This is a genomic window from Bacillus tequilensis (genome assembly GCF_012225885.1).
Taxonomy (GTDB): domain Bacteria; phylum Bacillota; class Bacilli; order Bacillales; family Bacillaceae; genus Bacillus; species Bacillus tequilensis.
The window spans coordinates 2,171,368-2,197,092 of record NZ_CP048852.1; the positions used below are offsets into that span (position 1 = coordinate 2,171,368).

At 43.1% G+C, this 25,725-nt stretch carries 33 protein-coding genes; 10 read left to right on the forward strand and 23 right to left on the reverse strand.

The window, feature by feature from the left end:
* Window positions 1–28: 28 nt before the first annotated feature.
* Complete coding sequence (locus G4P54_RS11470) at window positions 29–1,024, forward strand: sigma 54-interacting transcriptional regulator (protein WP_167872723.1); 996 nt, start codon at window positions 29–31, stop codon at window positions 1,022–1,024.
* A gap of 20 nt (window positions 1,025–1,044) precedes the next feature.
* The gene (gene trhA, locus G4P54_RS11475) at window positions 1,045–1,686 is read left to right on the forward strand and encodes a PAQR family membrane homeostasis protein TrhA (RefSeq protein ID WP_024715326.1); all 642 of its coding nucleotides are present in this window, start codon (window positions 1,045–1,047) and stop codon (window positions 1,684–1,686) included.
* Window positions 1,687–1,719: 33 nt separating this feature from the next.
* Here the strand turns inward: trhA and G4P54_RS11480 are convergent, their stop codons facing one another.
* The 11 genes from G4P54_RS11480 to G4P54_RS11530 all read right to left on the reverse strand — a co-directional run bounded on the left by G4P54_RS11480 (window position 1,720) and on the right by G4P54_RS11530 (window position 10,792).
* Window positions 1,720–2,340, reverse strand: a complete 621-nt coding sequence (locus tag G4P54_RS11480; RefSeq protein WP_167872724.1) for a lysophospholipid acyltransferase family protein — start codon at window positions 2,338–2,340, stop codon at window positions 1,720–1,722.
* The gene (gene dfrA, locus G4P54_RS11485; protein WP_024715324.1) at window positions 2,341–2,847 is read right to left on the reverse strand and encodes a dihydrofolate reductase DfrA; all 507 of its coding nucleotides are present in this window, start codon (window positions 2,845–2,847) and stop codon (window positions 2,341–2,343) included.
* The gene (locus G4P54_RS11490; RefSeq protein WP_167872725.1) at window positions 2,844–3,638 is read right to left on the reverse strand and encodes a thymidylate synthase; all 795 of its coding nucleotides are present in this window, start codon (window positions 3,636–3,638) and stop codon (window positions 2,844–2,846) included. Before G4P54_RS11490 ends, dfrA begins: the two co-directional genes overlap by 4 nt.
* A gap of 83 nt (window positions 3,639–3,721) precedes the next feature.
* Window positions 3,722–4,255, reverse strand: a complete 534-nt coding sequence (locus G4P54_RS11495; protein ID WP_024715322.1) for a phosphatidylglycerophosphatase A family protein — start codon at window positions 4,253–4,255, stop codon at window positions 3,722–3,724.
* A 17-nt stretch (window positions 4,256–4,272) separates the two neighbouring features.
* Window positions 4,273–4,887 (reverse strand): YpjP family protein, encoded by a 615-nt coding sequence (locus G4P54_RS11500; protein ID WP_024715321.1) that lies wholly within the window; start codon window positions 4,885–4,887, stop codon window positions 4,273–4,275.
* Between the two features lie 263 nt (window positions 4,888–5,150).
* Entirely contained in the window at window positions 5,151–5,936 is a 786-nt protein-coding gene (locus G4P54_RS11505) for a class I SAM-dependent methyltransferase (RefSeq protein WP_024715320.1), read from the reverse strand.
* Window positions 5,937–5,977: 41 nt separating this feature from the next.
* Window positions 5,978–6,412 carry a bacilliredoxin BrxA gene (gene brxA / locus G4P54_RS11510; protein ID WP_167872726.1) on the reverse strand — a complete coding sequence of 145 codons (435 nt, stop codon included), beginning with the start codon at window positions 6,410–6,412 and terminating at the stop codon, window positions 5,978–5,980.
* 106 nt (window positions 6,413–6,518) lie between these two features.
* Window positions 6,519–8,195, reverse strand: a complete 1,677-nt coding sequence (ilvD, locus tag G4P54_RS11515) for a dihydroxy-acid dehydratase (RefSeq protein ID WP_167872727.1) — start codon at window positions 8,193–8,195, stop codon at window positions 6,519–6,521.
* A 290-nt stretch (window positions 8,196–8,485) separates the two neighbouring features.
* Window positions 8,486–9,619, reverse strand: a complete 1,134-nt coding sequence (locus tag G4P54_RS11520) for a conserved virulence factor C family protein (RefSeq protein ID WP_167872728.1) — start codon at window positions 9,617–9,619, stop codon at window positions 8,486–8,488.
* A gap of 59 nt (window positions 9,620–9,678) precedes the next feature.
* On the reverse strand, window positions 9,679–10,296 hold the full coding sequence (locus G4P54_RS11525; protein WP_024715316.1) for an HD domain-containing protein: 618 nt from the start codon (window positions 10,294–10,296) through the stop codon (window positions 9,679–9,681).
* Between the two features lie 13 nt (window positions 10,297–10,309).
* A complete protein-coding gene (locus tag G4P54_RS11530) occupies window positions 10,310–10,792 on the reverse strand; it encodes a glutathione peroxidase (protein WP_167872729.1) in 483 nt (160 codons plus the stop codon).
* A gap of 290 nt (window positions 10,793–11,082) precedes the next feature.
* Here G4P54_RS11530 and metA point away from each other — a divergent pair, with 290 nt between their 5' ends.
* From metA to cspD, 4 genes are all read left to right on the forward strand, one after another.
* Complete coding sequence (metA, locus tag G4P54_RS11535; RefSeq protein WP_024715314.1) at window positions 11,083–11,988, forward strand: homoserine O-acetyltransferase MetA; 906 nt, start codon at window positions 11,083–11,085, stop codon at window positions 11,986–11,988.
* 226 nt (window positions 11,989–12,214) lie between these two features.
* A complete protein-coding gene (locus G4P54_RS11540) occupies window positions 12,215–13,363 on the forward strand; it encodes a diglucosyl diacylglycerol synthase (protein WP_167872730.1) in 1,149 nt (382 codons plus the stop codon).
* A 56-nt stretch (window positions 13,364–13,419) separates the two neighbouring features.
* Window positions 13,420–13,587: a hypothetical protein gene (locus tag G4P54_RS11545; protein WP_142675240.1), complete on the forward strand. Its 168-nt coding sequence runs from the start codon at window positions 13,420–13,422 to the stop codon at window positions 13,585–13,587.
* A 15-nt stretch (window positions 13,588–13,602) separates the two neighbouring features.
* A complete protein-coding gene (gene cspD, locus G4P54_RS11550; protein ID WP_003153604.1) occupies window positions 13,603–13,803 on the forward strand; it encodes a cold-shock protein CspD in 201 nt (66 codons plus the stop codon).
* Window positions 13,804–13,854: 51 nt separating this feature from the next.
* Here the strand turns inward: cspD and degR are convergent, their stop codons facing one another.
* Window positions 13,855–14,037 carry a transcriptional regulator DegR gene (degR, locus tag G4P54_RS11555; protein ID WP_003218247.1) on the reverse strand — a complete coding sequence of 61 codons (183 nt, stop codon included), beginning with the start codon at window positions 14,035–14,037 and terminating at the stop codon, window positions 13,855–13,857.
* Window positions 14,038–14,192: 155 nt separating this feature from the next.
* Here degR and G4P54_RS11560 point away from each other — a divergent pair, with 155 nt between their 5' ends.
* The gene (locus G4P54_RS11560) at window positions 14,193–14,462 is read left to right on the forward strand and encodes a DUF2564 family protein (RefSeq protein WP_024715312.1); all 270 of its coding nucleotides are present in this window, start codon (window positions 14,193–14,195) and stop codon (window positions 14,460–14,462) included.
* A 28-nt stretch (window positions 14,463–14,490) separates the two neighbouring features.
* Here the strand turns inward: G4P54_RS11560 and G4P54_RS11565 are convergent, their stop codons facing one another.
* Window positions 14,491–14,673: a zinc-finger domain-containing protein gene (locus tag G4P54_RS11565; RefSeq protein ID WP_024715311.1), complete on the reverse strand. Its 183-nt coding sequence runs from the start codon at window positions 14,671–14,673 to the stop codon at window positions 14,491–14,493.
* Complete coding sequence (locus G4P54_RS11570) at window positions 14,666–15,346, reverse strand: ribonuclease H family protein (protein ID WP_024715310.1); 681 nt, start codon at window positions 15,344–15,346, stop codon at window positions 14,666–14,668. The genes G4P54_RS11565 and G4P54_RS11570 overlap by 8 nt, the downstream gene beginning before the upstream one ends.
* Window positions 15,347–15,428: 82 nt before the next feature.
* Here G4P54_RS11570 and G4P54_RS11575 point away from each other — a divergent pair, with 82 nt between their 5' ends.
* The 3 genes from G4P54_RS11575 to sspL are packed head-to-tail and all read left to right on the forward strand — an operon-like array spanning window position 15,429 to window position 16,684.
* On the forward strand, window positions 15,429–16,118 hold the full coding sequence (locus G4P54_RS11575; RefSeq protein ID WP_167872731.1) for a queuosine precursor transporter: 690 nt from the start codon (window positions 15,429–15,431) through the stop codon (window positions 16,116–16,118).
* Window positions 16,118–16,516 (forward strand): reverse transcriptase-like protein, encoded by a 399-nt coding sequence (locus G4P54_RS11580; RefSeq protein WP_024715308.1) that lies wholly within the window; start codon window positions 16,118–16,120, stop codon window positions 16,514–16,516. Before G4P54_RS11575 ends, G4P54_RS11580 begins: the two co-directional genes overlap by 1 nt.
* Window positions 16,517–16,555: 39 nt before the next feature.
* On the forward strand, window positions 16,556–16,684 hold the full coding sequence (gene sspL, locus G4P54_RS11585; RefSeq protein WP_003218255.1) for a small, acid-soluble spore protein L: 129 nt from the start codon (window positions 16,556–16,558) through the stop codon (window positions 16,682–16,684).
* 8 nt (window positions 16,685–16,692) lie between these two features.
* Here the strand turns inward: sspL and exnP are convergent, their stop codons facing one another.
* The 9 genes from exnP to xpt form a co-directional block, all read right to left on the reverse strand.
* A complete protein-coding gene (gene exnP, locus G4P54_RS11590; RefSeq protein ID WP_167872732.1) occupies window positions 16,693–17,583 on the reverse strand; it encodes a 5'-3' exonuclease ExnP in 891 nt (296 codons plus the stop codon).
* Window positions 17,584–17,683: 100 nt separating this feature from the next.
* Entirely contained in the window at window positions 17,684–17,830 is a 147-nt protein-coding gene (locus tag G4P54_RS11595) for a hypothetical protein (protein WP_003230761.1), read from the reverse strand.
* 73 nt (window positions 17,831–17,903) lie between these two features.
* Complete coding sequence (locus tag G4P54_RS11600; RefSeq protein ID WP_167872733.1) at window positions 17,904–18,161, reverse strand: YpbS family protein; 258 nt, start codon at window positions 18,159–18,161, stop codon at window positions 17,904–17,906.
* A 66-nt stretch (window positions 18,162–18,227) separates the two neighbouring features.
* Window positions 18,228–21,809 (reverse strand): dynamin GTPase, encoded by a 3,582-nt coding sequence (gene dynA, locus G4P54_RS11605; RefSeq protein ID WP_167872734.1) that lies wholly within the window; start codon window positions 21,807–21,809, stop codon window positions 18,228–18,230.
* A gap of 172 nt (window positions 21,810–21,981) precedes the next feature.
* Window positions 21,982–22,074: a Fur-regulated basic protein FbpC gene (fbpC, locus tag G4P54_RS11610; protein ID WP_100740084.1), complete on the reverse strand. Its 93-nt coding sequence runs from the start codon at window positions 22,072–22,074 to the stop codon at window positions 21,982–21,984.
* Between the two features lie 70 nt (window positions 22,075–22,144).
* Window positions 22,145–22,651, reverse strand: coding sequence for an alkylpyrone methyltransferase (locus G4P54_RS11615; RefSeq protein ID WP_167872735.1), 507 nt, complete (start codon window positions 22,649–22,651; stop codon window positions 22,145–22,147).
* Window positions 22,652–22,654: 3 nt separating this feature from the next.
* Window positions 22,655–23,752, reverse strand: coding sequence for a type III polyketide synthase (locus tag G4P54_RS11620; protein ID WP_240939663.1), 1,098 nt, complete (start codon window positions 23,750–23,752; stop codon window positions 22,655–22,657).
* A gap of 73 nt (window positions 23,753–23,825) precedes the next feature.
* Window positions 23,826–25,139 (reverse strand): xanthine permease PbuX, encoded by a 1,314-nt coding sequence (pbuX, locus tag G4P54_RS11625; RefSeq protein ID WP_167872737.1) that lies wholly within the window; start codon window positions 25,137–25,139, stop codon window positions 23,826–23,828.
* The gene (xpt, locus tag G4P54_RS11630) at window positions 25,136–25,720 is read right to left on the reverse strand and encodes a xanthine phosphoribosyltransferase (RefSeq protein ID WP_024715301.1); all 585 of its coding nucleotides are present in this window, start codon (window positions 25,718–25,720) and stop codon (window positions 25,136–25,138) included. Before xpt ends, pbuX begins: the two co-directional genes overlap by 4 nt.
* Between the last annotated feature and the right edge of the window lie 5 nt (window positions 25,721–25,725).

The following is a 25,725-nucleotide window of genomic DNA, read 5'->3' on the forward strand; positions in this document are numbered from 1 at the left end:
ACCAATTAGAACCAAAAGGAGCCAATTAATGATTGCCGCACCAATACTTAACACATTTCAACATCTAATCGGAGAACATCAAACTTTTCTGGAAGCGAAACGAATCGCCAAGCAGTTCTCATTATCGGAGCTCCCTGTCCTCATAACAGGAAAAATTGGAACAGGAAAAGATCACTTCGCACAAGCAATACATCTGGGATCATCAAGAAGCAGCGAACCATTTATCAGCGTCAATTGCAGCACCCATTCGGAAGAAAGCCTTATGCAAGAGCTTTTTGGCTCAAATGGAAACTCCGGCGCTTTTCAGAAAACGGCACGAGGAACCCTTTTTCTTGATGAAGTATGGCACATGCCGGCTTCTGTACAAGCTCAGCTTCTAAAAGCGCTTGATTCAGTCATGGAGAAACCGCGAATAATCTGTGCTTCCACAGATGAATGCACGGATCATACATTCAGGCAAGACTTATTTTACAGACTGAACATTTTAACACTCACACTGCCCGAATTATCTGAACGAAAAAGCGATATACCGCTTTTGACTCAGTTTTTTCTCACAAATTCCGGTCAGCAATTGTTAATCGAGCCCACCGTCTTTCCAATGCTTGAACAGCACACTTTTGAAGGCAATGTCAGAGAATTAAAAAACGCCGCAGATTATATGGCGGCAGTATCAAGCGGAGGAACGATCCATCCTTATGACCTGCCTCCATACATTAGGGGGGCAATAGACGGAAAAACATCGAAGAAAAAAGCGAAGCTGCTGACTTTAATGGAAAAAGCCGAGTTTTTGTTTATTTTGGAAACAATAAAAGCATTAAACGAAAAAGGAGAACCTGCCAGCAGACGGATCATTTCTGAGCACAGTAAAAATACCCAAACTTCGTTAACTCCTCAGCAGGTTAGAAGCCGCCTCGATTATTTGGAGAAGAAAGATTATGTCACCAAAAGCCGCGGACGGGCCGGAACTAAAATTACTTTAGAGGGCTTGGACTTTTTAGAAACGCTCAAAAATCAAATGATCTAGCGATCGAAAGGAGAATTCACTTGTTTACAATCAAAGAAGAAATCGCCAATGCAATTACACACGGTATCGGTGTGCTTCTATCTATACCTGCATTAGTGTTTCTGGTCATTTTTGCGACCGATTACGGGTCCGCATGGGACATCGTCAGCTTTACGATATTCGGTATCTCTATGCTGCTGTTATATTTGAGCTCCACACTGCTTCACAGCATTACACATAAAAAGACGAAGGACATTTTGGAGATTATTGATCATAGCGCCATTTACGTTCTGATCGCAGGAACCTATACGCCTTTTTTGCTCGGACCGCTGAAAGGCACGCTCGGCTTCACTCTGCTGGCTATCGTATGGTCTCTTGCCCTGGGGGGAATCGTTTTTAAAATTTTCTTTGTGAAACGCTTTATCCTATTGTCAACCTTGGTGTATTTGATCATGGGGTGGCTGATGATTATCGCGGTTAAACCTTTGTACGCTTCACTGAGCGGAGCGGGATTCAGCCTTCTTTTTCTCGGCGGCATTTTATACTCTGTCGGAACGATCTTTTACATTTGGAAAAAGGTCCCCTTCCACCACGCCATTTGGCACAGTTTTGTACTAGGCGGAAGCGCTGCAATGTTTTTCTGTGTGCTGTTTTATTGTGTGAAGGTGCCGTTCATTTCGTAACAGAAAAGCGCAGTCTTAAAGACTGCGCTTTTTTTATGCACGCAATTGTTTTTCATTTGCAGGTATATAAGCTTTTGAAAAGGACAATTCAACATCCGCGGGTGTTAAACGTTTAAAAAACGACCCCTTTTGCATGTCATCTGTTCCTTTCGTTTCCACCATCACCAATGGAAGGTGGAAGTGTGCCGCAAGTTCAACAGGATCTATACAACCATCTAATGAAAGAATCAGACTTTGCCCTTTTTCCAGCTGTTTCGTCAGATCTTCATACACCTTTTCTGAACTGCCGCCTGCAATCACATCCATCCGTTTAAGCCACTGTCCGATAAAAGGCAAGCGAAATAATGTTGGATTGGCAATAAATCCGGCCGGCTCCTCAATATATCCAGCAATTAAGGCCAGTTCAGCTAAACGCAAACGTGGATGCACATACAAAACAGGACCTTCGGGGATTGGCTCAGGCTGATGGATTGTCACAACTGAGCCGGTGATGCCGATACAGCCCTCCAAAAACGCCTTTGGCTGCTCGTAGACAAGAGTCATCTGCTTTTTGTATGACAGACGAGGGTCAAGCATCCTTTGATTAAATAATTGTTTTATATTTTTTAACAGCATATACACAATATAAATCACTAACCAGCTGCAGCGAACCAATTAAAATCCTCCCGCTTCAGAAGAATTCTTTTTTTCATACGTTAAAAATTCGTAATCGTACGGGTTTTTTTCGTCCTTGATCCCCTGCTCAGAAGAAACCAGCTTCCAATTGGTTTCATCAAAATCGGGGAAGTGACGGTCACCCTCAAACTCGTGATGAATTTTCGTCATATACAATCTGTCTGCATAAGGGAACAGTGCTGTATAGAGCTGAGCCCCTCCGATTACAAAGCATTCTTCAGAGCCTGTACAAATGTCCAGTACATCCTTCAATGAACTGACAACCGTGCACCCCGGAAATTCTGAAGCAGGCGCAGATGTAACGACAATATTTTTCCGATTTGGAAGCGGACGTCCGATCGATTCAAATGTTTTCCGGCCCATAATGATTGAGTGACCCGATGTTACTTTCTTAAAGTATGCCAGATCATTGGGTAAATGCCACGGCAAATCATTGTCTTTGCCGATAAGCCTGTTGGCATCCATTGCAAAAATGAATGAAATCATACGCTGACAGCCCCTTTTATATGAGGATGCGGATCATAATCCTCAATGATAAAGTCCTCATATGCAAAGTTGAAAATAGAATCAACCTCTCTGGCGAAACGAAGCTTTGGAAGCGATCGAACGTCTCTTGCCAGCTGCAAATTGACTTGTTCAATATGATTTTGATAGATATGGACATCACCAAATGTATGGATGAACTCGCCCGGTTCTAGCCCAGTCACATGAGCAATCATCATAGTTAAAAGGGCATAAGAAGCAATATTAAACGGCACACCTAAGAAAACGTCGGCTGAGCGCTGATATAGCTGACAGGACAGCTTGCCGTCAGACACGTAGAATTGGAACAGGCAATGGCACGGCGGCAATGCCATTTTATCAATTTCACCAACATTCCAAGCGCTGACGATTAAGCGTCTGGAATTCGGATTTGTCTTAATCTCTTCAATAAGACGGGAAATTTGATCAACAGTTTCGCCGTCAGCCCCCCGCCAAGACCGCCATTGTGAACCGTATACAGGTCCAAGTTCACCATTTTCATCAGCCCACTCATTCCAGATCCGCACTCCGTTGTCCTGCAGATAACGTACATTCGTATCTCCTTTTAAGAACCACAGCAGTTCATGCGCAATCGATTTAAAGTGGAGTTTTTTAGTGGTGAGCATCGGAAAGCCCTCTTGTAAATTAAATCGCATTTGATATCCGAAAGTGCTGATTGTTCCAGTCCCTGTCCGGTCTCCCTTTTTCTCACCATGCTCTAAAACATACCTGCATAAATCCTGATACTGTTTCATTTTTTTCATCCTTTAAAAGTAGTCTTCTAGTAGTGTAACACAATAAAAAATCATTTCTGAACTCAGAAATGATTTTTTTATCGTTAGCTGACGACAGGTTTTTCACCCTGTTCTTTTTCCTCATCTTGCAGATCCTGATGTGTATGAGCAATTCTGCTCGCCGCTGCTGCAGCAAGAGCTGCCACAATGTCATCCAAAAAAGTGTGAATACCGTCTGGACTTTCATCAAGTTCCTTAATAATTCCAATCTTCTCTTTATCCAAATAACCGAAATTGGTTAAACCGATCGACCCGTACACATTAACGATTGAAAGCGGGATAATTTCATCTATGCCGTAAAGCGGTTCATCCGTTTCAACAAGATGCTGCAGCGGTTCAGGGAGAAGTTTCTGTTCAGCAAGCTGATCGAGCGCAAGGCCTGTCAAAACAGCATGAATAATTTCACGTTTATTCAGGACTTTTTCCACATTCTCCATGCAAACACTGAGCGGCAGGTTGGGATTGTATTTTTCCTGAAGTTTTTGAACAATATGTGCAATATCTTCTATCATAACGCCCCGTTTGTTCAGCATATCTTTTGTTATATCGACCATTTCATTCATTGTGTACTTTTTCATGTCTAATGGCATCTCCTTTAGGCACTCATCCAGTTGGGAGGCGTGTTGCGGTCCCAGTAAATGCTCCCAAGCTCATGATGTGATTGAAATCCATCTTCTGCTGTATGATAGTGAAAATTAAACCAGTAGCCGTCATGAGGCGGATGGTCTCTCCGCACATGGAATCTAAGGAGGTCCTCTCCAGTCGCCCGATTGTATACGTTGAAAATCTTTTCCGTTTTTCCAGCTGAAGGCGTGCTTGAGATCACCACATCTTGATACGCCTCATCATCTTGCAATGTCGCTAAATAATCACTAATCACATTTTCAATTTTCGGGAGGATCTCTTTCCGGTAGTCATCCTCAATGACCGGAGAGATTTTGCTACCGAATTTCAAAAAGGACTGATCCTCGGCACTGTCAATAAGCTGTTCCTTGTACGATTGAAACAGCAGCTCAGGGTCCCGCCTGTTTTCCGACTCATAATCATCGTACAGGTCATGCTCATCATAAAAAGCGGTGTATTCATTCTGCTCAACACTGCTCGGCTGTCCGGAGGGCTTGTCCGCCATAAGAGCAGCCGGAGGAGATACGAGCCCGAACGTTACGATGGTAAATAAAACCACAAGGGTCTTTCTCATCCACAATTTCATGACTGCTTAATCCTCTCTATTTTATTGTCATCTTTCTTTTATTTTAGCACACCTGAAACATGCAAGTCATGTACTATATGACTTTGATATGCAAATTAGGAGATTCGTTGCTTTGCGTTTTTTGTAAAAACGCTTACAATATTCTCTGAAAGGAGGCTTTCCGCATGATTGACGCCTTGTTTGCCACAGTTTCACTCTTAACATTGTTATACTTTGTCGTCATGGAAGTCACCGATTAACAGAAAGCCCGTGATATCATAATATCACGGGCTTGTTTTGTTTGCGGCTTGAATGACGCCGTAATGAAACAGTGCGGTTTTTCTTTTCATAACGTGAAAACCAAATTGTTCAAATCGCGGACTTTTCCAGTGATCTTTTAACACCACGCATTTTCTGGCGGCACGCACCGCTTCTTTGATATACCCTTCATGCAAAACTGAATCCTCTGCCAAATCCCGTAAAGGCGCGATACCATCAGACGTCTCTACAGGCTCATGAAACATTGGATCGAAATAAACCACATCAACAGAGTCGTCAGGAAGCTGCCTAATGTATTCAAAACAATCCCCATGCTTCACTTGGATTCTTCTCATTGCAGCTTGAAGCTCAGCTATGTCCGTTTCCCATGAATGAAGTCCCGTCCTCACCAAAACGGACACAAGATGGTTCTGTTCAATCCCAATGACAGAACCCGTTTCGCCTACTGCCATACTTGCGATAATGGCATCAGAACCCAGCCCGAGTGTGCAATCTAAAAACGTGTCTCCTTCCGATAAACCAGCTGCCCGAAGCATCGGTTCCTGCTCGCCCCGAATGAAGCGTTTGGCTCTGAACATCGCTGTATTCGGGTGAAAAAAGAATTTGGCTCCTTGTTTCGTATAAAGTTCAAACCGCTCTTTTCCGACCACAAGCAAATCACGTTCAGCTGACTTCAGCAGATGTTCAACCGTTTGTTTATTTCGGCTGCAATATGGCATATTCAGCTCTTTAGAAAGCCGCTTTGCGGTTTTTATGGTGTGTTCGGACGGTCTATAGCTTGTTGTTATCATCTTCTATTCTCCCAAAAAGAAAATGCCCGGAAAACGGGCATTTAGCAGTGCGCATCGAGGGCAGCAGTCAGGTTTTTCATAATTTCTTCCATATCGTGTCCTTCAATTTCATGACGCGGAATAAAATGTACAACTTCTTTGCCTTTTAAAAGAGCCATCGACGGTGAAGAAGGCTCCTGCCCAGTAAAATACTCACGCATTTTTGCTGTGGCATCTTTATCTTGGCCAGCAAATACAGTCACCGTATTGTCAGGTGTTTTGTCATTCTGAAGGACTGCCTGTGTTGCCGCAGGACGCGCAAGACCTGCCGCGCAGCCGCACACAGAGTTTACGACTACAAGAGTTGTTCCCTCAGCATTTTCCATAAAGTTTTCTACTTCTTCCGCTGTTGTTAATTCTTCAAAACCAGCTCCGGTCAGCTCGCGGCGCATCGGTACGACAAGCTGGCGCATATATTCTTCATAAGCCATTGACATAAAAAAAGCCCCCTCTAGTATCCTTCTTCTGAAGTAAAGGATACTATAGAGAGGGCCGGATTTCAAATGTTCACAACTTACATTAGGAGAAAGTAATTCCCGCTGCCTAAATTTTCATGATCCCGCCGGTGTTGGCGCTTGTCACAAGTTTAGAATAACGTGCCAAATAGCCGGTTTTCACTTTTGGTTCAAATCCTTTCCAGTTCGCTTTCCGTTTTTCCCATTCTTCCTCCGGCACTTGTACATCCAAGATGCGTTTTTCAATATCTACGATGATGTGGTCTCCGTTTTCAACAAAGGCTAGCGGTCCTCCCTCTGCGGCCTCTGGTGATACGTGACCGATTGAGAGTCCCCGAGATGCTCCGGAAAAACGCCCGTCCGTAATCAATGCTACTTTTGGTCCTAGTCCCATTCCTACAATTTGAGATGTAGGCGCAAGCATTTCCGGCATGCCTGGTCCGCCTTTTGGCCCTTCGTATCGAATGATGACGACATCGCCTTCTTTTACTTTCCGGTTGATAATGCCGTCAAGCGCCTCATCCTGAGAATCAAATACGACAGCCGGTCCTTCGTGTCTCGTAATTCCGTTCTGTACACCGCCTGTTTTAATGATAGCGCCGTCTGGAGCCAAATTGCCGAATAAAACGGCAAGGCCGCCCTTTTCAGTGAATGGTTTCTCCAGCGGATGAATGACGTCATAATCCTTTACTTCATGTCCGGCAATGGTTTCTCCAAGTGTTTTTCCTGTAACAGTCAGCGCATCTAAATGAAGCGCTCCTTCTTTCTTGGAAAGCTCATTCAGCGCAGCTGACACACCGCCCGCTTCATGGAGATCTTCAATATACACATCTGATGCGGGCGCCAGCTTGGCCAAGTGCGGCACACGCTCAGCAACTTCGTTAATGCGTTCTAAAGAGTATTCAACGCCAGCTTCGTTTGCAAGGGCAAGCGTATGGAGAACGGTATTTGTTGAACCGCCGAGCGCCATATCGAGTGCAAACGCGTTATCAATCGCTTTTACTGTCACGATATCACGCGGTTTGATATCTTTGCGGATGGTTTCCATTAATTGAGCAGCCGATTTTCTGACAAACTCTCTTCGTTCCGGTGATGTCGCGAGAATGGTTCCGTTCCCCGGCAAAGCAAGACCAAGTGCTTCTGACAGACAGTTCATTGAGTTCGCCGTAAACATGCCGGAGCAAGATCCGCACGTCGGGCATCCGAACTGCTCTAATTCTTGAAGCTCGCTTTCGTTGATTTTTCCGGCTTGATAAGCGCCTACCCCTTCAAATACAGAGGAAAGGGAGATTTTCCGCCCGTCACTTGTTCTTCCTGCCGCCATCGGTCCGCCGCTGACAAAAATGGTCGGAATGTTGACGCGCATTGCCGCCATAAGCATTCCCGGCGTGATTTTGTCACAGTTCGGAATACAGACCATTCCGTCAAACCAGTGCGCAGATACAACAGTTTCAACAGAGTCCGCGATGATTTCACGGCTCGGCAGCGAATATCTCATACCGATATGCCCCATCGCGATTCCGTCATCTACTCCGATGGTATTAAATTCAAACGGTACGCCCCCTGCTTCTCTGATTGCTTCTTTTACGATTTTCCCAAACTCTTGCAAGTGAACATGACCGGGAACGATATCAATGTATGAATTACAAACCGCGATAAACGGTTTGCCAAAATCCTCTTCTTTTACACCTGCTGCGCGAAGCAAACTGCGGTGCGGAGCTCTATCGATTCCTTGTGTGATCATGTTACTGCGTAATTCTGCCATGGTGATCCTCCTAAATACTTTTAATTGTTAGATTGGATTTTATTTTAACAATTTTCAGTTTATTTTCGGGCTGTTTTTGTGAATAGATGACAATCCGGCTGCCCTTTCCTTGATTGTTTCCTGCATGTTTTTATATTTATATAGCTTTCTGTCGATGTGAACCCTCCAACTATTAATATTGTTACTTACTATAAATAGTTTTCGGATATTTTTCAACAATATTCGCAATAATTTTTATAAAAAGTGAATTCACATAAAAAAGGTGCCTGATCTGCACCTTTTTCATTCTTTCATTCACCTTTTTTTCTGCTTTCTGTCATTTGTTTCCAAACCGAACCTTTTGCTTCTTCTCCATGCTCAATCCGTTCAAGCGCCATTTTCACTTGAAGGCTGACCTCGAATTCGGGATCGTCTTCGGTAGCGCGCAAAGCTCCAATTGCACTTTCATCGCCGACTTCATACAGGAACATAGCCGCACGCCAGCGAACAAGCTTGCTCGAGTCGCTTAACGATTTGATCATAACAGGAATGGCTTGAGGGTCACCGATATCCGACAGGCAGTCTCCGGCCGTTCTTCTGACTGAGACAGATTTGTCCTCAAGCGCTTTATACAATAGAGGCAGAACATCAGGTGTTTCAATCATTCCTAAGTACACAACAGCTTGTCTTCTGATAGACACCTTCGGATCATCCAATGCCTTCTGTAAAACCGGGATATCCTCCTCTTTCGGATCCATCTGCTCCAGATGTGCATAACGCTTTTTCCAGTCCTCATCATCCATCATGTCGAGCGTTACTTTATACGCTTTGCGCTGTACAAATTGTTTTGCTTCGCCCGTTCCTTGAGCGGCTGCTTCTGTCAGCCGTTTCAGCCGTTCATCACTATATGCAGCCTGAAGCTCTTCTGTCACGTCATGACCGATTTCATTAAAATCGCCGAATCGGACGCCCTGTTCTTTCCAGACCCGCTCAAATACAACATTTGAAGCTTCAGATCTGAGTTTTAAGATTGCCTGCTGAAAGCGTTCAGGCAAGCCGAAGCGCTCTTCCCGTTCCCCATCCGTCAATTTGACCTGCATTGGAATGCCGCTGAACATCTGTACAAATACTTTCACTTCTCCAAAAGACTCTTGGTCAGAGCGGTTTTGTTCCGCGCTTTCTGCACTTTCCATTCCAAACGAAGTGCGGACTTGCGGTAAGATGTCTTTCCAGTCGTATCTTGCGTTCCGTTCAACAGCGAGAAAATCAGCGACGTGATATACCCCTTTGACTCCTTCTATATTAAGGATCTCCGCTATAACAGGCGGTGCGCCTTCTGCTTGATCCGGTTTATAGTTATTGCTTTTCCCCGCCGGAAGCTCCTCCGTTAAGATGACCTTCATTGTATTCGGGCTTGGCGTAGGTTCAATTGATTTTATCTTCATGATCGTCCTCCTATAGCATATCTGTGAATTATTCTATCATAGTCGCTCCAAGCCTTCTATTACGACGTTTTGGCTTCAATACCTGGTACGTCTTTTTCTAATTGACGGACAAACTGAAGCATAAAATCATGTCTTTCTTCCGCAAGTTCCCGTGCGGTGTCTGTATTCATCATATCTTTCAGCCGCAGCAGTTTATGAAAAAAATGAGCGTACGCGCTTTTATCATCTCCATAAAGGCTGTGCCCTTTTGCGCCCGCAAACATAAACGTTCTCGCAATACCGACAGCACCTAATGCATCAAGTCTGTCAGCGTCCTGTACGGCTTTCCCTTCAATTGAGAGCGGCTCGTCCGCCAGCTTTTCTCTGTCTCGAAAGGACATCCTTGTGATAATGTGAATCACTCTGTCGGCATCCTCTTTTCCAACTCCGAAAAAAACGAGCTGTTCATATACTTCGCTCACTGAAAGCCTGACCGTGTCAGGGAGTTTAATATCAATTACATCGTGAACGAGCGCCGCCGTTTCAACAATGAACAAATCCGCTTTTTCCTTTTCTCCAATATATACAGCAAGATCCGCAACTCTTGATACATGGTGCCAATCATGTCCAGAGCTTTCGCCTGTTAGGACTGATTGAACCCATGTCCTGATTTGCTCTGCTTGCTTTATCTTTTTCACAAAAACACCCTCTTTATATCCCTAGCAGCTTCACGATAGCGTCTTCCAGCTCTTTCGGATTTGTATTTGGAGAATAACGGCCAGCGATTTCTCCGTTTCTGTCCACTATAAACTTCGTGAAATTCCACTTGATTGCCTTAGTTCCCAGCATCCCTTTCGCATGCTCTGTTAAATACACAAACAGCGGGTGGGCGTTTTTTCCATTCACTTCCACTTTTGAGAACAAAGGAAACGTAACCCCGTAATTTGTTTCACAAAAATTTTGTATGTCTGTCTCGTCGCCAGGCTCTTGGTTCATAAATTGATTGCAAGGAAACCCTAGAATCTCCAAGCCCTCCTGCTGATATGTATCATATAACTCCTGAAGCTGCTTTAGTTGAGGAGTAAACCCGCATTTACTTGCTGTATTCACGATCATCAATACCTTCCCGGCAAAAGGCTGAAGTGTCATGTCTTTTCCTGTTATGGTTCGTACCTTCATATGATATATAGACATCTAAGTCCCTCCTATGTCCCTGCATCTGATTATTTTACCTTTTTTATTTCCCAATTCAAAATGCAAACGCCTGCTCATTTTTTATCTTCCATTCAATAAAACGTTACAAATACCTTCTGAGATCCATCATCACTGAAAATCATTTTCCTGTGAAACCAACAGGTGTATTTATTCGTTTTATCTAAAGAGTTTTCTGTTGTTTCCCCTCAACACTTAGAGATAGATTGAAAATTGGCGTGAAAATTCCTATAATGAAGAAAATTACACGGGGAAATGATGGAGGTGGCACGTTGCCTATTAATATACCAACACACCTGCCGGCAAAACAGGTGCTTGAGAGTGAACATATATTTGTAATGGATGAAAGCAGAGCATTTCATCAGGATATCCGGCCGCAAAAAATCATCATATTGAATTTGATGCCGAAAAAAATCCAAACAGAGACCCAGCTTCTCAGATTGCTTGGAAATTCGCCTTTACAGGTTCATTTTACATTTTTAATCCCAAGCACACACACGCCGAAAAATACTGCAAGAGAACACCTTGACGAATTTTACACGACTTTTTCCAATATCCGTCACAAGAAATTTGACGGCATGATTATCACCGGTGCGCCGATCGAGCACTTGGCGTTTGAAGATGTTTCATATTGGGAAGAGCTCAAGGAGATTATGGAGTGGAGCAAAACAAATGTCACTTCAACCCTGCATATTTGCTGGGGTGCTCAAGCAGGCTTGTATTATCATTACGGTGTTGAAAAAATTCAAATGCCTAAAAAAATCTTCGGTGTGTTTGAACATACAGTTCTTTCAAAACACGAAAGATTAGTCAGAGGTTTTGACGAGCTATACTACGTGCCGCATTCCCGGCATACAGATATAAATATGGAACAGCTTCAAGCAGTGCCTGAGTTAAATATTCTTACCGCATCAAGGGAAGCCGGGGTTTGCTTAATAGTGTCTAAAGACGAAAAACAAGTCTTTTTGACAGGGCACCCTGAATATGATACAAATACGCTTCTTCAAGAGTACGAAAGAGATTTGGAACGAAACCTTTCTACTGTCGAAGCGCCTAAACATTATTTTGCGAAAGACAGCAGCCAGCCAGTGAATCGCTGGAAAGCCCATGCCACATTATTGTTTATGAACTGGCTGAATTATTACGTTTACCAAGAAACTCCTTATGAATGGGACTAATTTTTCTTTTTTAGTGATACGCTGAGCAAAAAATATGATAAAATACATCTGATTCAGTTTGCGTATAACAAAAATTTTAAATACTGGAATCATCATTTAAAATTAGCTTAACTTTTTCACTGCATTAATAATTCAATTATGTATTTGTGTTATGTTTATGTATAGACAATAACTCCTTACGATGCATGAAGCTTGCTTGTTGTTGATTACATTGAGGTGAATTTACTTGAATACCAATAAAAGAGTATTAATTTTGACTGCAAATTATGGAAATGGACATGTGCAGGTAGCCAAAACGCTTTATGAGCAATGTGTACGGCTTGGTTTTCAGCATGTAACAGTTTCTAATTTGTACCAAGAGTCAAATCCGATTGTTTCAGAGGTAACTCAATACCTCTATTTAAAAAGCTTCTCAATCGGGAAACAGTTTTATCGTTTGTTTTATTACGGAGTTGACAAAATCTATAATAAACGTAAATTTAATATTTACTTTAAAATGGGAAATAAACGATTGGGCGAACTTGTCGATGAACACCAGCCCGATATTATTATTAATACATTTCCGATGATCGTCGTGCCGGAATACAGACGACGAACAGGAAGAGTCATCCCTACTTTTAACGTGATGACCGATTTTTGCCTTCATAAAATTTGGGTTCACGAAAACGTAGATAAATATTATGTGGCGACAGATTACGTGAAGGAAAAACTGCTGGAGATCGGCACTCATCCAAGCAACGTAAAAATCACCGGGATTCCAATCAGGCCGCAATTTGAAGAATCCAAGCCGGTGGAGCCGATATATAAAAAGTACAATCTTTCCCCAAACAAAAAAGTGCTTTTGATCATGGCAGGTGCACACGGTGTATTAAAAAACGTTAAAGAACTGTGCGAAAACCTAGTCAAAGATGACCAAGTGCAAGTGGTTGTCGTGTGCGGGAAAAATACAGTGCTCAAAGAATCTTTAAGCATGCTTGAAGCAGAAAACGGTGACAAATTGAAGGTTCTTGGCTACGTGGAACGCATTGATGAGCTGTTTCGGGTCACAGATTGCATGATTACAAAACCTGGCGGCATTACATTGACAGAAGCAACTGCCATCGGTGTGCCAGTCATTTTGTACAAACCCGTGCCTGGGCAGGAAAAAGAAAATGCAAACTTCTTTGAAGACCGCGGAGCGGCCATTGTCGTGAACCGTCATGAAGAGATTCTCGAATCAGTCACTTCCCTTCTTGCAGATGAAGATACCTTACAGCGCATGAAGAAAAACATTAAGGACCTGCATTTAGCAAACTCCTCTGAAGTGATTTTAGAGGATATCCTGAAGGAATCAGAAATGATGACAGCCAAACAAAAAGCCAAAGCGTTATCTTAATGGCTACGTGAGAGCATACGAATTCGTGTGCTCTTTTTATTTATATTCAGCTATTAATAAAAACGGTTACATTTTTTTATGATCTTGTCCTTCTTTTGAAAAATAAGCCGTTTCGCAACTTGACGGGTGCTCACAGATGGTGTATAGTTGAACCATCATTTAACAATGAATCAAAGTTAAATGATGACAAAATTTTTTTTAGCACGCGGGTGCTACAGTACTAGGAGGAATTAAGCAATATGCAAAACGGTAAAGTAAAATGGTTCAACAACGAAAAAGGATTCGGCTTCATTGAAGTTGAAGGCGGAGACGATGTATTTGTTCACTTCACAGCTATCGAAGGAGAAGGATACAAATCATTAGAAGAAGGACAAGAAGTTTCTTTTGAAATTGTCGAAGGTAATCGTGGACCTCAAGCTTCTAATGTTGTAAAACTCTAAACTGAATACATGATGATGAGATGACAAATATAGGAGAGGCGAACGCCTCTCCTATTTGATTTTCATCTGGATTTCAATCGCTAAGATGTTTTGTTTGCACCTCTGTTCAATCTCTTCAACATGCTTTTCCATTGACGGCTTCCCTTTTTTCGCGATATCCGCCAGTTCCTCTAAGTCACTGTATATTTCTATAAATGTTTTGTGAAGGATCGACTTCAAGTCTTTATCGTCCATAGCTACGTTCCCCTTCTCTGCCAAGATACCTCAAATAGTAAAACAGTCCTATTTATTCTGGTTCAATAGTTATATCGGCTTATTTTCATTTTATTTTCTATTTTGGTACATAAATTTCAAAAAAACTCAGCAAAATAATTGCGGAGGTGTTTTTTGTGACATCAGAATTTCATGATAAGAATCAGACTGGCTTTACGGATAAGCGGCAGCTGGAGCTAGCGGTGGAAACAGCGCAGAAAACGACAGGAGCTGCGACGAGAGGTCAAAGCACAACATTAGTCGATTCTGCATACCAATCGATTGAAGATGCAAGAGAACTGTCACAATCTGAAGAGCTGGCAGCTCTCGATGATCCTGAATTTGTTCAGCAGCAAAAGCAGCTGCTGGATGACAGTCAGCATCAGCTTGATGAATTCAAAGAATAAAAACCGCAGCTTCTGCGGTTTTTATTTTTTAATGATTGGTTAAAACATCGCCGTATGCCTTCAGTTTTTCACCAACTGTACATTTATTAATACAAAATGAATGCGCATAGGTTTTGCCAAATTCCTTCCGAAACTGCTTCTTAATAAAACAGTCTTTGCAATATTCATCTTGCAGTTCTGTCAGTTCTTTAAAGATCATTTTCTTATCCAATATCGTCATCTCCGTTACGGTCTAATTTCGTGTGGCTTTCTACGAATTGATGGGATAGAATTTTTTTAGCGAGGCCGTCAGCTTCCTGGTTGTCTTTCCGCTGTATGGTTTCGTAGGTTGGAGTGAGCTTCAGCGATTCAAGGAGTGCTTCTATTTTGTCCAGCCATTCATTATGAGACGGATCATAGCAAGGCCAGCTGCCGTCAAGCTGGTTCAGCACAACAAGCGAGTCACCTTTGATCGTAATTGAATTTCTGCTTGCCCCAAGTTCTCTTACTTCTCTAATCGCTTCATAAAGCGCCGCGTATTCAGCTTCATTATTGGTTTTCAGCCGGAAGCTTTTATTTTTTCTTAAGCGGTGCCGTGTTCCTCCCAATGAATAATAAATGACGATTCCGAGTCCGGCCAGTTCGCTCTCCTTATCGAAACTGCCATCAAAATAAACAGTAATTTCGTCAGGCTCTTGGGCAAGCTCCTCTGTCAGCTTTTCCAATTCCTTCAATGTCCAGCTGCCGCCTTTCTCGTCTTCGAACATAAGCTCTTTCATGTATGGAAAACGGCCAAGTTCTCTGGCGAGCATACGTGCCTGCTGTGCTGTCAGCCAGTCTTCGCCCAAAAATGAGACGGATCCCGTTCCTTTTGCTTCTATTTTCATATGCGGTCTGAGTTTCATTACAATCACCTTACCATTCATTAGTTGCCGGGCTTGTGCTATAATCAAACCAATCTTATCCCGGAAAGGAAGCTTTTTCATTTTGTTTAATAACTCGTTTTGGATCATTTTTGCGATCATTCATTTTATCATTGTTCTTTTATTTTATAAAGGATTTGGCAAAACAGGACTATTTGTTTGGATCGGTTTTGCGACAGTCTGCGCCAACCTTCAAGTCGTCAAAACAGTGGAACTGTTTGGCCTAACAGCAACACTCGGGAATGTGATGTATGGCACAATCTTTTTTGCGACAGATGTGCTGAATGAAAAATACGGACCAGCTGAAGCCAGAAAAGCGGTATGGCTCGGATTCTCAACGCTCCTGACGCTGACATGCGTCATGCAGGGCGTGCTGCTTTTTGAACCGGCTTCAAGCGACATATCACAAACAGCGCTGGAAACAATTTTCGGATTCCTTCCACGAGTTGCGTTAGGAAGTCTGCTTGCCTTTATCTTCAGCCAAACGCTGGATGTTTATGTATATTCGGCAATTAGAAGGATATTTCCTTCCGATCGGCTTTTATGGCTCAGAAACGGCGGCAGTACAGCAGTCAGCCAGTTGTTTGATACATTCATATTCACTGCTGTCGCCTTTTTCGGCATTTATTCGGCAGGCGTTTGGCTTCATATTTTTATTTCCACATATTTGATTAAGTTTGCGGTATCTTTGATTTCATTGCCTTATGCTTATGCAGCAAAGAAAATGATACCGAATGATGAAAGGAGTTTATAATGCCCACAGAAATATATGTAGACGGCGCAAGCGCCGGTAATCCCGGGCCTTCCGGTATCGGCATTTTTATCAAACATGAAGGAAAAGCAGAAGCTTTCTCTATCCCGATCGGAATGCATACAAATCAGGAAGCGGAATTCCTTGCATTAATTGAAGGGATGAGGTTATGTGCAAAGCGCGGGTATCAATCTGTTTCCTTTCGAACCGATTCAGATATCGTGGAACGCGCCGCTGAGCTTGAAATGGTTAAAAATAAAACATTTCATCCGTATGTGGAAGAAATCATCCGATTAAAACCGGCTTTCCCTCTTTTTTTCATCAAATGGATACCAGGGAAGCAAAACCAAAAAGCCGATCAGCTGGCAAAAGAAGCGATTCGGCTAAATGATAAGAATTAAATCTCGATCAATGGTCATCCTAATGTCGAGGTGACTAACATGAAAAAGAAAGATAAAGGCCGGCTGACCGGTGGTGTTACTCCGCAAGGCGACCTGGAAGGCAATACTCACAATGACCCTAAAACAGAGCTTGAGGAAAGAGCCAAAAAAAGCAATACAAAACGCTAGAGAAGATCTTATACGATCTCTCTAGCGTTCAGTTTTTCAAGCATGCGCTCAATTCCTTTGATTTGGTGGCGGCGAAGCATGTCAGCCGCCTGTTCCATTTGCAGGGTAAATAGAGCGTCTCCCAATGTGCAGACCAGCGGTACAGAGCAGTGAATTTCCGCAAGCTTCCTCGACATCTCCAAATCGCTCAAACCTTGCTGAATTTTTCCCTGCTGCCCCTTCGTAAGAAGAGAAAGATTTTCTAATAAACGTTCAATCGTTTCATATTCACGAATCAGTTTGTAAGCTGTTTTTTCTCCAATCCCTTTGACACCAGGATAGTTATCACTGGAGTCACCCATAAGCGCTTTAATATCAATCAAAGCCTTCGGCAGAACTCCCGTTTCTTCATAAAACGTCTCTTTTGTATAGACTTTATAATTTCCTATTCCTTTTTGGAGCAATGCTACGCTTACTTTATCTGTTAACAGCTGAAGTAAATCTCTATCCCCTGTTACGATCGTAATGTCAGCTTCATTTGCAAACAAAGCGGCAAGCGTTCCGATGCAATCATCCGCTTCATACCCGGCAAAACCGATATTCATAATCCCAAGCTCAGCTGCCGCTTCCTTCGCTAAATCAAACTGCGGGATCAGCTCCACAGGCGGTGCGCTGCGGTTCGCCTTATAATCTTGGAACAGGTCATTCCGGTACGTTTTGCTCCCCATGTCCCAGCAGCAGACGACGTGGGTCGGCTGGAATGTTTCCACAGCTGTGATTAAATGCTTTAAAAATCCATTGACGCCGTTCGTCGGCACTCCGTTTTCATTTATCATAAAGTTGCGGTGCACGGCCGTGGCAAAAAACGCCCGGAATAATAAAGCCATGCCGTCAACCAGCAATAGTTTATTATGATTCATAAGATAACTCCCTCTTTTTTCATTCCTTCTATTTTACCATAAAGCCGCGCAAAAATAAAAAACAGCATCTCTTCAATCAGAGATACTGTTTTGTGTATCATCAGTCGTTATGTCTTTTGTTACTGGCGATCAGCTTTTCAGCCTCTCGTCCTGCGTAAGAGTCAAAATGGGTTTGAAATCCGTTTTTCTTTTTGGCATTGTTATTCGCCTGTGCATTTCTGTTTCCAAGCTTTGTTCTGCCCAACATGAATCCCCCCTTACGTCGGATACATATAGTATATGCTCCGGCAAGAGATTCACTCGCGACAGGATCATCCAGCTTACATGCGGCTTACATATTCCCTGACCATTTCTGCTGATACAAGACGTCTTGGCGGTACGATGCCTTTTTTGGCGAGCTGATTCATTTGCCCGGTAATTTCATTAATCAGTTCTGTTGTAAAAGGTTCATCGTTTTTGCATTTTAAAACCGCTTCTTCAATGGCCATTTCACGCATGTTTTCAAGACGCATAAATGCTTTAATATGCTCGTGCTGTTTTGATGAATGTGCTGAAATTGCTTTATGTACCTCTGACATGAATCGTTCATCTCGCTTTTTTTCTATTTAGTCTATCATGACTTGATATACAAGCCAACTGAATTTTTACATTTTTATTGTATTGCCCGATCTTTGCCAAGAGATGCAAGCTTGGTACGCCTTTTCAATCTCTTTCGCATGTTCCCCATCCGCGTATCCTTCTATATACGTATCTTTTTGATCCTTTATTTGTTCCATTGCTTTTTCAGCCATCTCTTCCTGCAAGCGGCTGAGGTAATCTGTGTAATGTGAAATAAGGCTTTCTTCTTCATTTTTCACCCAATTTCCCGTGATTTTTGTCAGTTTCGTGCGCGCTGCTTCGATGAAGGCGGCTTTTCCTTTCTGTTCAAAAAAGTGTTTTGGTGATTTGATTTCTTTTTTTTTCTGTTCAAAGACACGTTCATCTATGTCAGGTGCCACTTCCTTCAACTGTATGCCATTCGAATGGTGAGGACTCGCATAAATAGAAAAATAACCATCCTCGTTTAATGTTTTTTGAAAGCTTTCCAGCCACTCTTCTGCAATATGCCGCTCGATGAAACCGCTCATGCGAACATCAAGCGTTTTGATTTCCTGCACATATTCAAACTGATATTCACGTAATGCGGCTGTCATCGCCTGACCGACGTTCTTTTTCCAATCCCCGTTCTGAAGGCCGGGATGGAATGCCGATTTTAATAAATCATTCGCAAAATAGGATAATCGCTGTGTAATGTGATAAAGCTGTTCTTTTGTATCTTTTTTTACTTTCTCAATGATGGTGTCTGAGCTCCGCCGTTTCTCGATTTCGGCTGCTGTCCGCTCAAATGACAGCATAAGGCGCTGTTTTTGCGCTTCCTTTTCTTCCTTGGACTGATGCTGGGATTGATGAAGCTGAATAACAGTTTCACATAGTTTGTCTGCTTCCGAACTGAGCTGTGCAGCTGCCGTTTTTTTTACATCCGCTTCAATAAAACGGTCTACATGTTTTCTTACTTTCGGGAACTGATTATAAAATGATTCCGGTTTTCCCAGCAGTTCTTCCTTACTTGATACGGTAAAGAGCTGCGGATCATGAATTCCTTCTTTTACAAGCTCTGCGCTGACATAATCGGTCACTGTTTCCAGCTCTGTTTTATCTTTCGCAAGATCTGCTGCATTAATGACGAAAAACATTTTATCCATGCTGAACGATTCTTTTACAAGCCCGAGTTTTCGCAAAAAGGAACGATCTCCTTTCGAGAAGGAGTGCTGATAATAGGTCATATAAAAAAACGCATCGGCATCCTTAATATATTGGAACGCCAGCTCTGTATGCCGTTTATTCAGGCTGCTGGCGCCGGGCGTATCAACGATCGTAATCCCTTTTTCAGTGAGCGGGCATGTATAATAGACCGTTACTTCTTTCACAGCGCAGGCCGTTGCCTCCTCTGCCACATACGGCTTTAATTCAGACAGCGGTATCGTTAATGTCTTTTGTTCCCGTATATATTCCTTATACTTTTCGTAGGCAAGCAGAAAGCTGCTGATCAATTTGATGTGTTCTTCCTGCAGCCGGTTTTTCTTGACTGCTTTTTCCCACTTCTCTGTGAAAGAGCGGCCTGCCGGTTCTTTTTGCATTCCAGTGAGCTGCAAAATATCAGCCGTTAGGTCATCATCGGTCTTAAACACCACATCCGCTGTTTTGTTGATGCTGCCATTGGTTGGTTTTGTGATTTTATTAATTGTGGCTGTGGTTGGCGTTGGCGAGGAAGGCAGCACCCTTTCGCCGACAAGCGCATTGGCAAATGATGATTTCCCCGAACTGAAGCCTCCAAAAAGAGCAAGTATAAATTTCCGTTCCTCAAGTCTTTTAATTCTTTCTCGAAAAGCTGAGGTTTGCTTTGACAGCATGCTGTATTTACCTAAAAGGCCAGACAATGTGTAAAAGCGTTCGATTTGGTCTTGAAGCGGCCGTTCTTGCTCCATTTTGATTTCTTGTTTCTGCATGGGCTGCTGCGTCTGCTTGCCTAGGCTTCGTTTTTGTTCTGGAGCTGCCACTGTTTTTTTCTTCGTTTTAAACCAGTCGGTGTCTATGTGCATAGGACATGCGGATTCCTCTTCCCAAATGGCCCGCATACGATCGGCTTTCTCGCGGGCATTATTCTCTAAACGGGCCCGTTCTTGAAGAAGGCCGAGTTTTTCTGATTCCTGGCTGAGCCGGTCGTTGATTTTTTGCAAGTCATTGGAAACACGATCTTTCACCATCGCGGAAAGCGCCTTAATGATGTCTGCCGCTTCTCTTTTCGCCTTTTTCCGGATGAGTTCTGCCAAGTCTTTTGTATATTGCAATACATATTCAGAAGAAAAGGCTGCACCATGCTTGACAGCATGCTCAAGGTTGTCAATTTCAAGCGGAGTTCGATAGGCCTGAATCAGCTTTTCACTTTCAGCTGTATGAACATCAAATGCCTTGGCGAGTTTATCGAATGTGTCTATCATGTGCCAATCTGCTTCGGCCTCTGTTCGTTTTGTCACATCAGAGAAAAAAGCAGTCCTTCTTCTATCCCTTTCCTGTGCAGTTTTTGCTTTCGAAAAGAAAAAACCGGTTTTAAAAGAAGGCTCCCGCGATTCTAGGTATGCAGCTGCCAGCTCACGCATTTCAAAAGGCGTCAGGTTGGCGTTTTTTAAAATGCCATTGACTTCTTCCTGCATTCTGTTTTCTGCCTTATTCGCTTGTTTTGCCGCCTCATCCAATTGATTTCTCAGCGATTGAACAAGTTTAGTTTGTTTGTCTAGCTGTTCAGCAAAGCTCGGACCGTCTGTTTCGTCTTTCAACAGCATGTCCGTATGTTCCTTCAGCAGATTGCGGACTTTTTGTTCTGTTAAAGCCTGCAAATTGATTTTGGATTGCTGTTCTATTCGTTTTAATTCTTCTCTCAGAACCCCAATCTGATTGAACGGGTGGTCTGCTTCTGTTACTGACGTAAAATAGAGCGCTTCCTTTGAAATGCCTTCGTTGCACAGCATCTCCTCTACTTGCGCTTTATAGTCTTCAAAACGAGTCTCCGCTTCATCATGCCGATCAATTTGATTGACGATAAAATACACCTTTGGAATGCTTTTGTTTATCGATCTGAGAAACTTTACATTTTCCTCAGCGTGCACGTGATTATAGTGAACGACATAAAACAGCGCATCAGCCTGATGGAGAATAGATGCTGCCGACAGAAAATGGGCATCGTCAGTTGAATCAATCCCAGGAGTATCAATATAAGCAACCCCGGAATCGATCTCAGTATACCGATCAAAAATTTCAACGCTTTCAATCTGTTCGCCGTCTTTGCAATATTGCTGCACCTTTTCTTTCTGATAAGCCCCATCCAGCTCAGCGCATGCTCCGTCTGTTGTATGAAGCCGTACACGCTTTTCCCCGTTTCTGATCACAACAAGGTTAGCACTTGTCGGGATGGGGCTTGTCGGTAAAATATTCTCCATTAACAGGCAGTTCAGCAAGGACGATTTCCCTGCTGAATAATGCCCGGTAAACGCGATATAAATCTCCTCATCAGCCGCTTTTTGCACCACTGCAGCCAGTTTAGCAGCCCTTTGTTCATCTTGATTCTCTATGAGTTGCTTATAAAGTTCCCCAGTTTTGTGCAAAAGCTCTTTTCTGTTATGTTCTGTCATCAGTCTGAACCCCTTTGTGCCATTTCAATTGTGAATCTTTTTCGAAAGATCTGAATACATTCCCCTTTCATTTTACACAAGAATGAGCCAAATTTCTTTAAGAGAATAGAAAAAAGCCGCCATTACGGCAGCTTCTAAAAAAGAAAATCTGCAACTTTATCAAGTTCCAGATTCATGAAACAGATTTATTTGAGATTCCTTTTAATACAAAACCAATTAACACACTATATGTACAGACCGCCCCAAGCAAAAACAGCATTGTCATTTGCTTCACCATCCTGATTGAGAATCTTTTTCATATTCATTTTAACATGAGTGAGAATGATTTTCAATCTCTATTTTATGCTGTATTCTTCTAATGCTTTCTCTTCTGTACGAATTCTGACTGTTAACAATACGGCATTTAAAATAGAAAACAGACACATGGTCATGTACGCATGATACAGAAGCGGAATCAATAAGAATTCTAATATCACAACGGTATAGTTTGGATGCTTCATCCATCTATAAGGGCCTTTTTTCACAAGCTCCGCACCTGGAACGACAAGGATTTTCGTATTCCAATATGATCCTAAGGAACAAAGCGCCCAATACCGTACTGCCTGCACGGTTACAATAGCTGCAGCGATACCGATCCACCAGCTTGACGGCTGTTTATTCATCAGCAGCACTTCTGCAATTAAAGACAGAAAAAAAAGAATATGCGTGATGATGATATATGGATAATGGCTCTCGCCGAATTCGATCGCCCCTTGTTGCTTTACCTTTTGTTCATTTTGTCTGGCTACTGCCATTTCAGCTGTTCTTTGCGCAATGAGAATGACGATTAACAACCAAAACATGAGTCAAGCCCCCTCCTCCCAGCTGAATAACAGCAGCTCTGATGAAAATCCCGGCCCTAATGCGCCGATAAGCCCCCGTTCAGCTTCCTTTTTATATCCGTTCAGCAGATGGTCTTTGATCACAAACAATATTGTGGCTGAAGACATATTTCCATGCTTTTGTAAAATGCTTTGTGCAGATGAAAGCTTTTCTGGTGACAGCTCAAGACTTTTGCTGTATGCATCGATCACTTTTTTTCCGCCTGGATGTGCCAAAAACACACTGATATCCCTAAAGGACAGCTGATGTTTGTCCAAAAAAACCTGTACATTTGTTTTAAGCCATTTTTCCACCAAAGTCGGAATATCTCTTGAGAAAATCACTTTGAATCCTTGATCAGTAAAGTCCCAGCCCATGACATCTTCAGATTGTTTCATCAAAACAGATTGGGAATCTGTTAACTTCGGCATAAGTTTTAATTTTGACATCCTGCGGTCTGCCTTCTCACCGCATACTAAGGCTGCTGCAATGCCATCTCCAAATAGCGACGTGCCAATCAGATTGCTTTTCGTCTTATCCTCCGGCTGGAATGTCAGACTGCATAGCTCAGCAGCGATGACAAGCACGAAAGCCTCCGGATACGCTTTGCAATATTCTGCTGCACGCGCGAGTCCGCTGGCTCCCCCTGCACAGCCCAGCCCCCAAATCGGAATCCGCTTCGTATATGGAGAAAACGGAAGTTCATTCATGAGCCGCGCCTCGATGCTCGGTGTGGAGAGGCCCGTGCTGGAGACGAAAAAAACAGCGTCTACTTTCTCATAAGCGATGGTTTCATGGAAAAATGCAGGATGAGAGAGGCAGTCGCGAACAGCTTCTTTGCTGTGCTTAGTCGTTTCTTCTATGAAAATTTGATTTTTTTCTTCAAAGCTGTGACGCTCTTTATACCAGTCAATCGGTTTGACAAATTGCCTCGATTGAATCTGCCCGTTTTTAAAGGAGGTTAACAGCCGATCAATGTCTTTAAAGGAATGCTCAAACATACAGCGGGCAAACTCAGCCGCTTTCTCTTGGTTTACATCGTACGCAGGAAGACTTGTTCCGATGGATAAAATATACGCCATGCGATCACCTCTTTGCATACATTGTGCCGCAACACTCTTTTTTATATGCAAAAAAACTCCGCCGCGGCGGAGCTTAGACTGCTGTTTTTTGCTTTGTGATTTCAGCTTTTTCTGTTTTTTCGGCTTTAGAAAATACGTTATATACAATATTCAAGACGACTGCAGTAACGCTGCCGGCAACAATGCCGTTTGTTGTAAGGAGTGCTAAGGCGCTCGGAAGCTGTTTAAAGATATCCGGCACAACGGTCACACCGAGACCCAAACCGACGGAGCAGGCAACAATCAGCAGATTTTCCTGTTTTGCAAAATCGATGCGGCTGAGCATTTTGATTCCGTAAGCAATCACCATTCCAAACATCGCCACCATTGCGCCGCCCAAAACGGCAGATGGAATAATGGTCGTGAAGGCAGCGATCTTCGGAAATAGCCCAAATGCCATTAAGATCACGCCCGTGACAACAATGACGTTATTTTTTTTGATTCCCGTAAGCTGTAAAAGCCCGACATTTTGAGAAAACGCCGTGTAAGGAAAAGCGTTAAAAATACCGCCCAAAAGCACGGCCAGCCCTTCAGCACGATAGCCTTTAGATAAATCTTTCTCTGTCAGACGGCGGTTCGTCAGATCACCTAAGGCAAAGTAAACACCGGTTGATTCTACAAGGCTGACAATTGCAACGATAGCCATCGTAATAATAGGTGCTGCGTGAAAAGACGGCGCTCCGAAGTAAAACGGCTGGATCATTTGAACAACTGCCGCGTCCGAAACGTTATCAAACTGGACTTTCCCCATAACATACGCAATGAAAGTTCCAATCAAAATACCGATCAAAATGGAGATGGATTTGAGAAACCCTTCCGTAAAACGGTATAGAAGCACAATGACACTCAATACGATAAAGGCGAGAGCAAGATTGGAAAGATCTCCGAAGTCTGCACTTCCTTCACCGCCAGCCATGTTATTCATGGCTACCGGCATAAGAGTAATGCCGATGATTGTAACAACTGAGCCTGTCACGACGGGCGGAAAAAACGCTACAAGCTTTCCAAAGAAAAATGAAATAAGAATGACAAGAATACCTGACGCAATAATGCTTCCGTAAACCGCTGAAACCCCGTACTCAGATCCAATCGCAATCATCGGCGATACAGCTGTAAATGTACAGCCAAGCACTACCGGAAGCCCAATACCGAAAAATCGGTTGCTCCACACTTGCAGAAGTGTGGCCGCACCGCACATAAAAATATCAATCGACACTAAGTAGGTCAGCTGTTCGACAGTCAGGCCCATCGCTTTTCCCACAATTAGAGGAACGACAATGGCACCGGCATACATGGCGAGCACATGCTGGATTCCTAGAGACAGCGTTTTGCCGAATCCGTTTTTCATGAATGTACCTCCTGTACGAAGGACACCTTTCCTTCTTCTAAAGATTGAATTCTTGCCAAAGATTCGACCCGGTAACCAAGGTTCACCAGTTCTTCTCTTCCCGGCTGAAATGACTTTTCAATGACAATGCCAAGTCCCGCAATAGAAGCTCCCGCCTGCTTCACAATCGAGATGAGCCCATGCGCGGCTTGCCCATTTGCCAAAAAATCATCGATAATCAGCACATGATCCTGATCCGACAGATGGGTTCCTGAAACTGCGATTTGGCTTTCCGTCTTCTTCGTAAAGGAATAAACAGATGCTGTCAGCAAGTTGTCAGTAAGTGTTAATGACTTATGCTTTCTCGCGAAGACGACCGGAACACCCAACTTCAAGCCCGCCATCACTGCAGGAGCAATTCCGGATGATTCGATTGTCACGATTTTGGTAATACCGTCTTTTGCAAATCTGGCTGCAAATTCGTCACCGATTTTCTGCATAAGCATCGGGTCAATTTGGTGATTCAAAAACGAATCCACTTTCAATACCTGATCAGATAATACGACGCCTTCTTGCTCTATTTTCCGTTTCAGTGCTTCCATCCTGT

Bases quoted from the DNA above. Each gene is read 5' to 3' on its own strand.
- G4P54_RS11520 (WP_167872728.1), bottom strand. From the start codon at position 9,619: ATGAAGATAAAATCAATTGAACCTACGCCAAGCCCGAATACAATGAAG.
- sspL (WP_003218255.1), top strand. From the start codon at position 16,556: ATGAAAAAGAAAGATAAAGGCCGGCTGACCGGTGGTGTTACTCCGCAA.
- G4P54_RS11570 (WP_024715310.1), bottom strand. From the start codon at position 15,346: ATGAAACTCAGACCGCATATGAAAATAGAAGCAAAAGGAACGGGATCC.
- G4P54_RS11595 (WP_003230761.1), bottom strand. From the start codon at position 17,830: ATGTTGGGCAGAACAAAGCTTGGAAACAGAAATGCACAGGCGAATAAC.
- G4P54_RS11615 (WP_167872735.1), bottom strand. From the start codon at position 22,651: ATGTTTTGGTTGTTAATCGTCATTCTCATTGCGCAAAGAACAGCTGAA.
- dfrA (WP_024715324.1), bottom strand. From the start codon at position 2,847: ATGATTTCATTCATTTTTGCAATGGATGCCAACAGGCTTATCGGCAAA.
- G4P54_RS11470 (WP_167872723.1), top strand. From the start codon at position 29: ATGATTGCCGCACCAATACTTAACACATTTCAACATCTAATCGGAGAA.
- fbpC (WP_100740084.1), bottom strand. From the start codon at position 22,074: ATGACAATGCTGTTTTTGCTTGGGGCGGTCTGTACATATAGTGTGTTA.
- cspD (WP_003153604.1), top strand. From the start codon at position 13,603: ATGCAAAACGGTAAAGTAAAATGGTTCAACAACGAAAAAGGATTCGGC.
- exnP (WP_167872732.1), bottom strand. From the start codon at position 17,583: ATGAATCATAATAAACTATTGCTGGTTGACGGCATGGCTTTATTATTC.
- G4P54_RS11600 (WP_167872733.1), bottom strand. From the start codon at position 18,161: ATGTCAGAGGTACATAAAGCAATTTCAGCACATTCATCAAAACAGCAC.
- G4P54_RS11490 (WP_167872725.1), bottom strand. From the start codon at position 3,638: ATGAAACAGTATCAGGATTTATGCAGGTATGTTTTAGAGCATGGTGAG.
- G4P54_RS11495 (WP_024715322.1), bottom strand. From the start codon at position 4,255: ATGAAAAAGTACACAATGAATGAAATGGTCGATATAACAAAAGATATG.
- G4P54_RS11580 (WP_024715308.1), top strand. From the start codon at position 16,118: ATGCCCACAGAAATATATGTAGACGGCGCAAGCGCCGGTAATCCCGGG.
- G4P54_RS11505 (WP_024715320.1), bottom strand. From the start codon at position 5,936: ATGATAACAACAAGCTATAGACCGTCCGAACACACCATAAAAACCGCA.
- G4P54_RS11500 (WP_024715321.1), bottom strand. From the start codon at position 4,887: ATGAAATTGTGGATGAGAAAGACCCTTGTGGTTTTATTTACCATCGTA.
- pbuX (WP_167872737.1), bottom strand. From the start codon at position 25,139: ATGAAAAACGGATTCGGCAAAACGCTGTCTCTAGGAATCCAGCATGTG.
- ilvD (WP_167872727.1), bottom strand. From the start codon at position 8,195: ATGGCAGAATTACGCAGTAACATGATCACACAAGGAATCGATAGAGCT.
- G4P54_RS11620 (WP_240939663.1), bottom strand. From the start codon at position 23,752: ATGGCGTATATTTTATCCATCGGAACAAGTCTTCCTGCGTACGATGTA.
- degR (WP_003218247.1), bottom strand. From the start codon at position 14,037: ATGGACGATAAAGACTTGAAGTCGATCCTTCACAAAACATTTATAGAA.
- dynA (WP_167872734.1), bottom strand. From the start codon at position 21,809: ATGACAGAACATAACAGAAAAGAGCTTTTGCACAAAACTGGGGAACTT.
- xpt (WP_024715301.1), bottom strand. From the start codon at position 25,720: ATGGAAGCACTGAAACGGAAAATAGAGCAAGAAGGCGTCGTATTATCT.
- brxA (WP_167872726.1), bottom strand. From the start codon at position 6,412: ATGTCAATGGCTTATGAAGAATATATGCGCCAGCTTGTCGTACCGATG.
- G4P54_RS11530 (WP_167872729.1), bottom strand. From the start codon at position 10,792: ATGTCTATATATCATATGAAGGTACGAACCATAACAGGAAAAGACATG.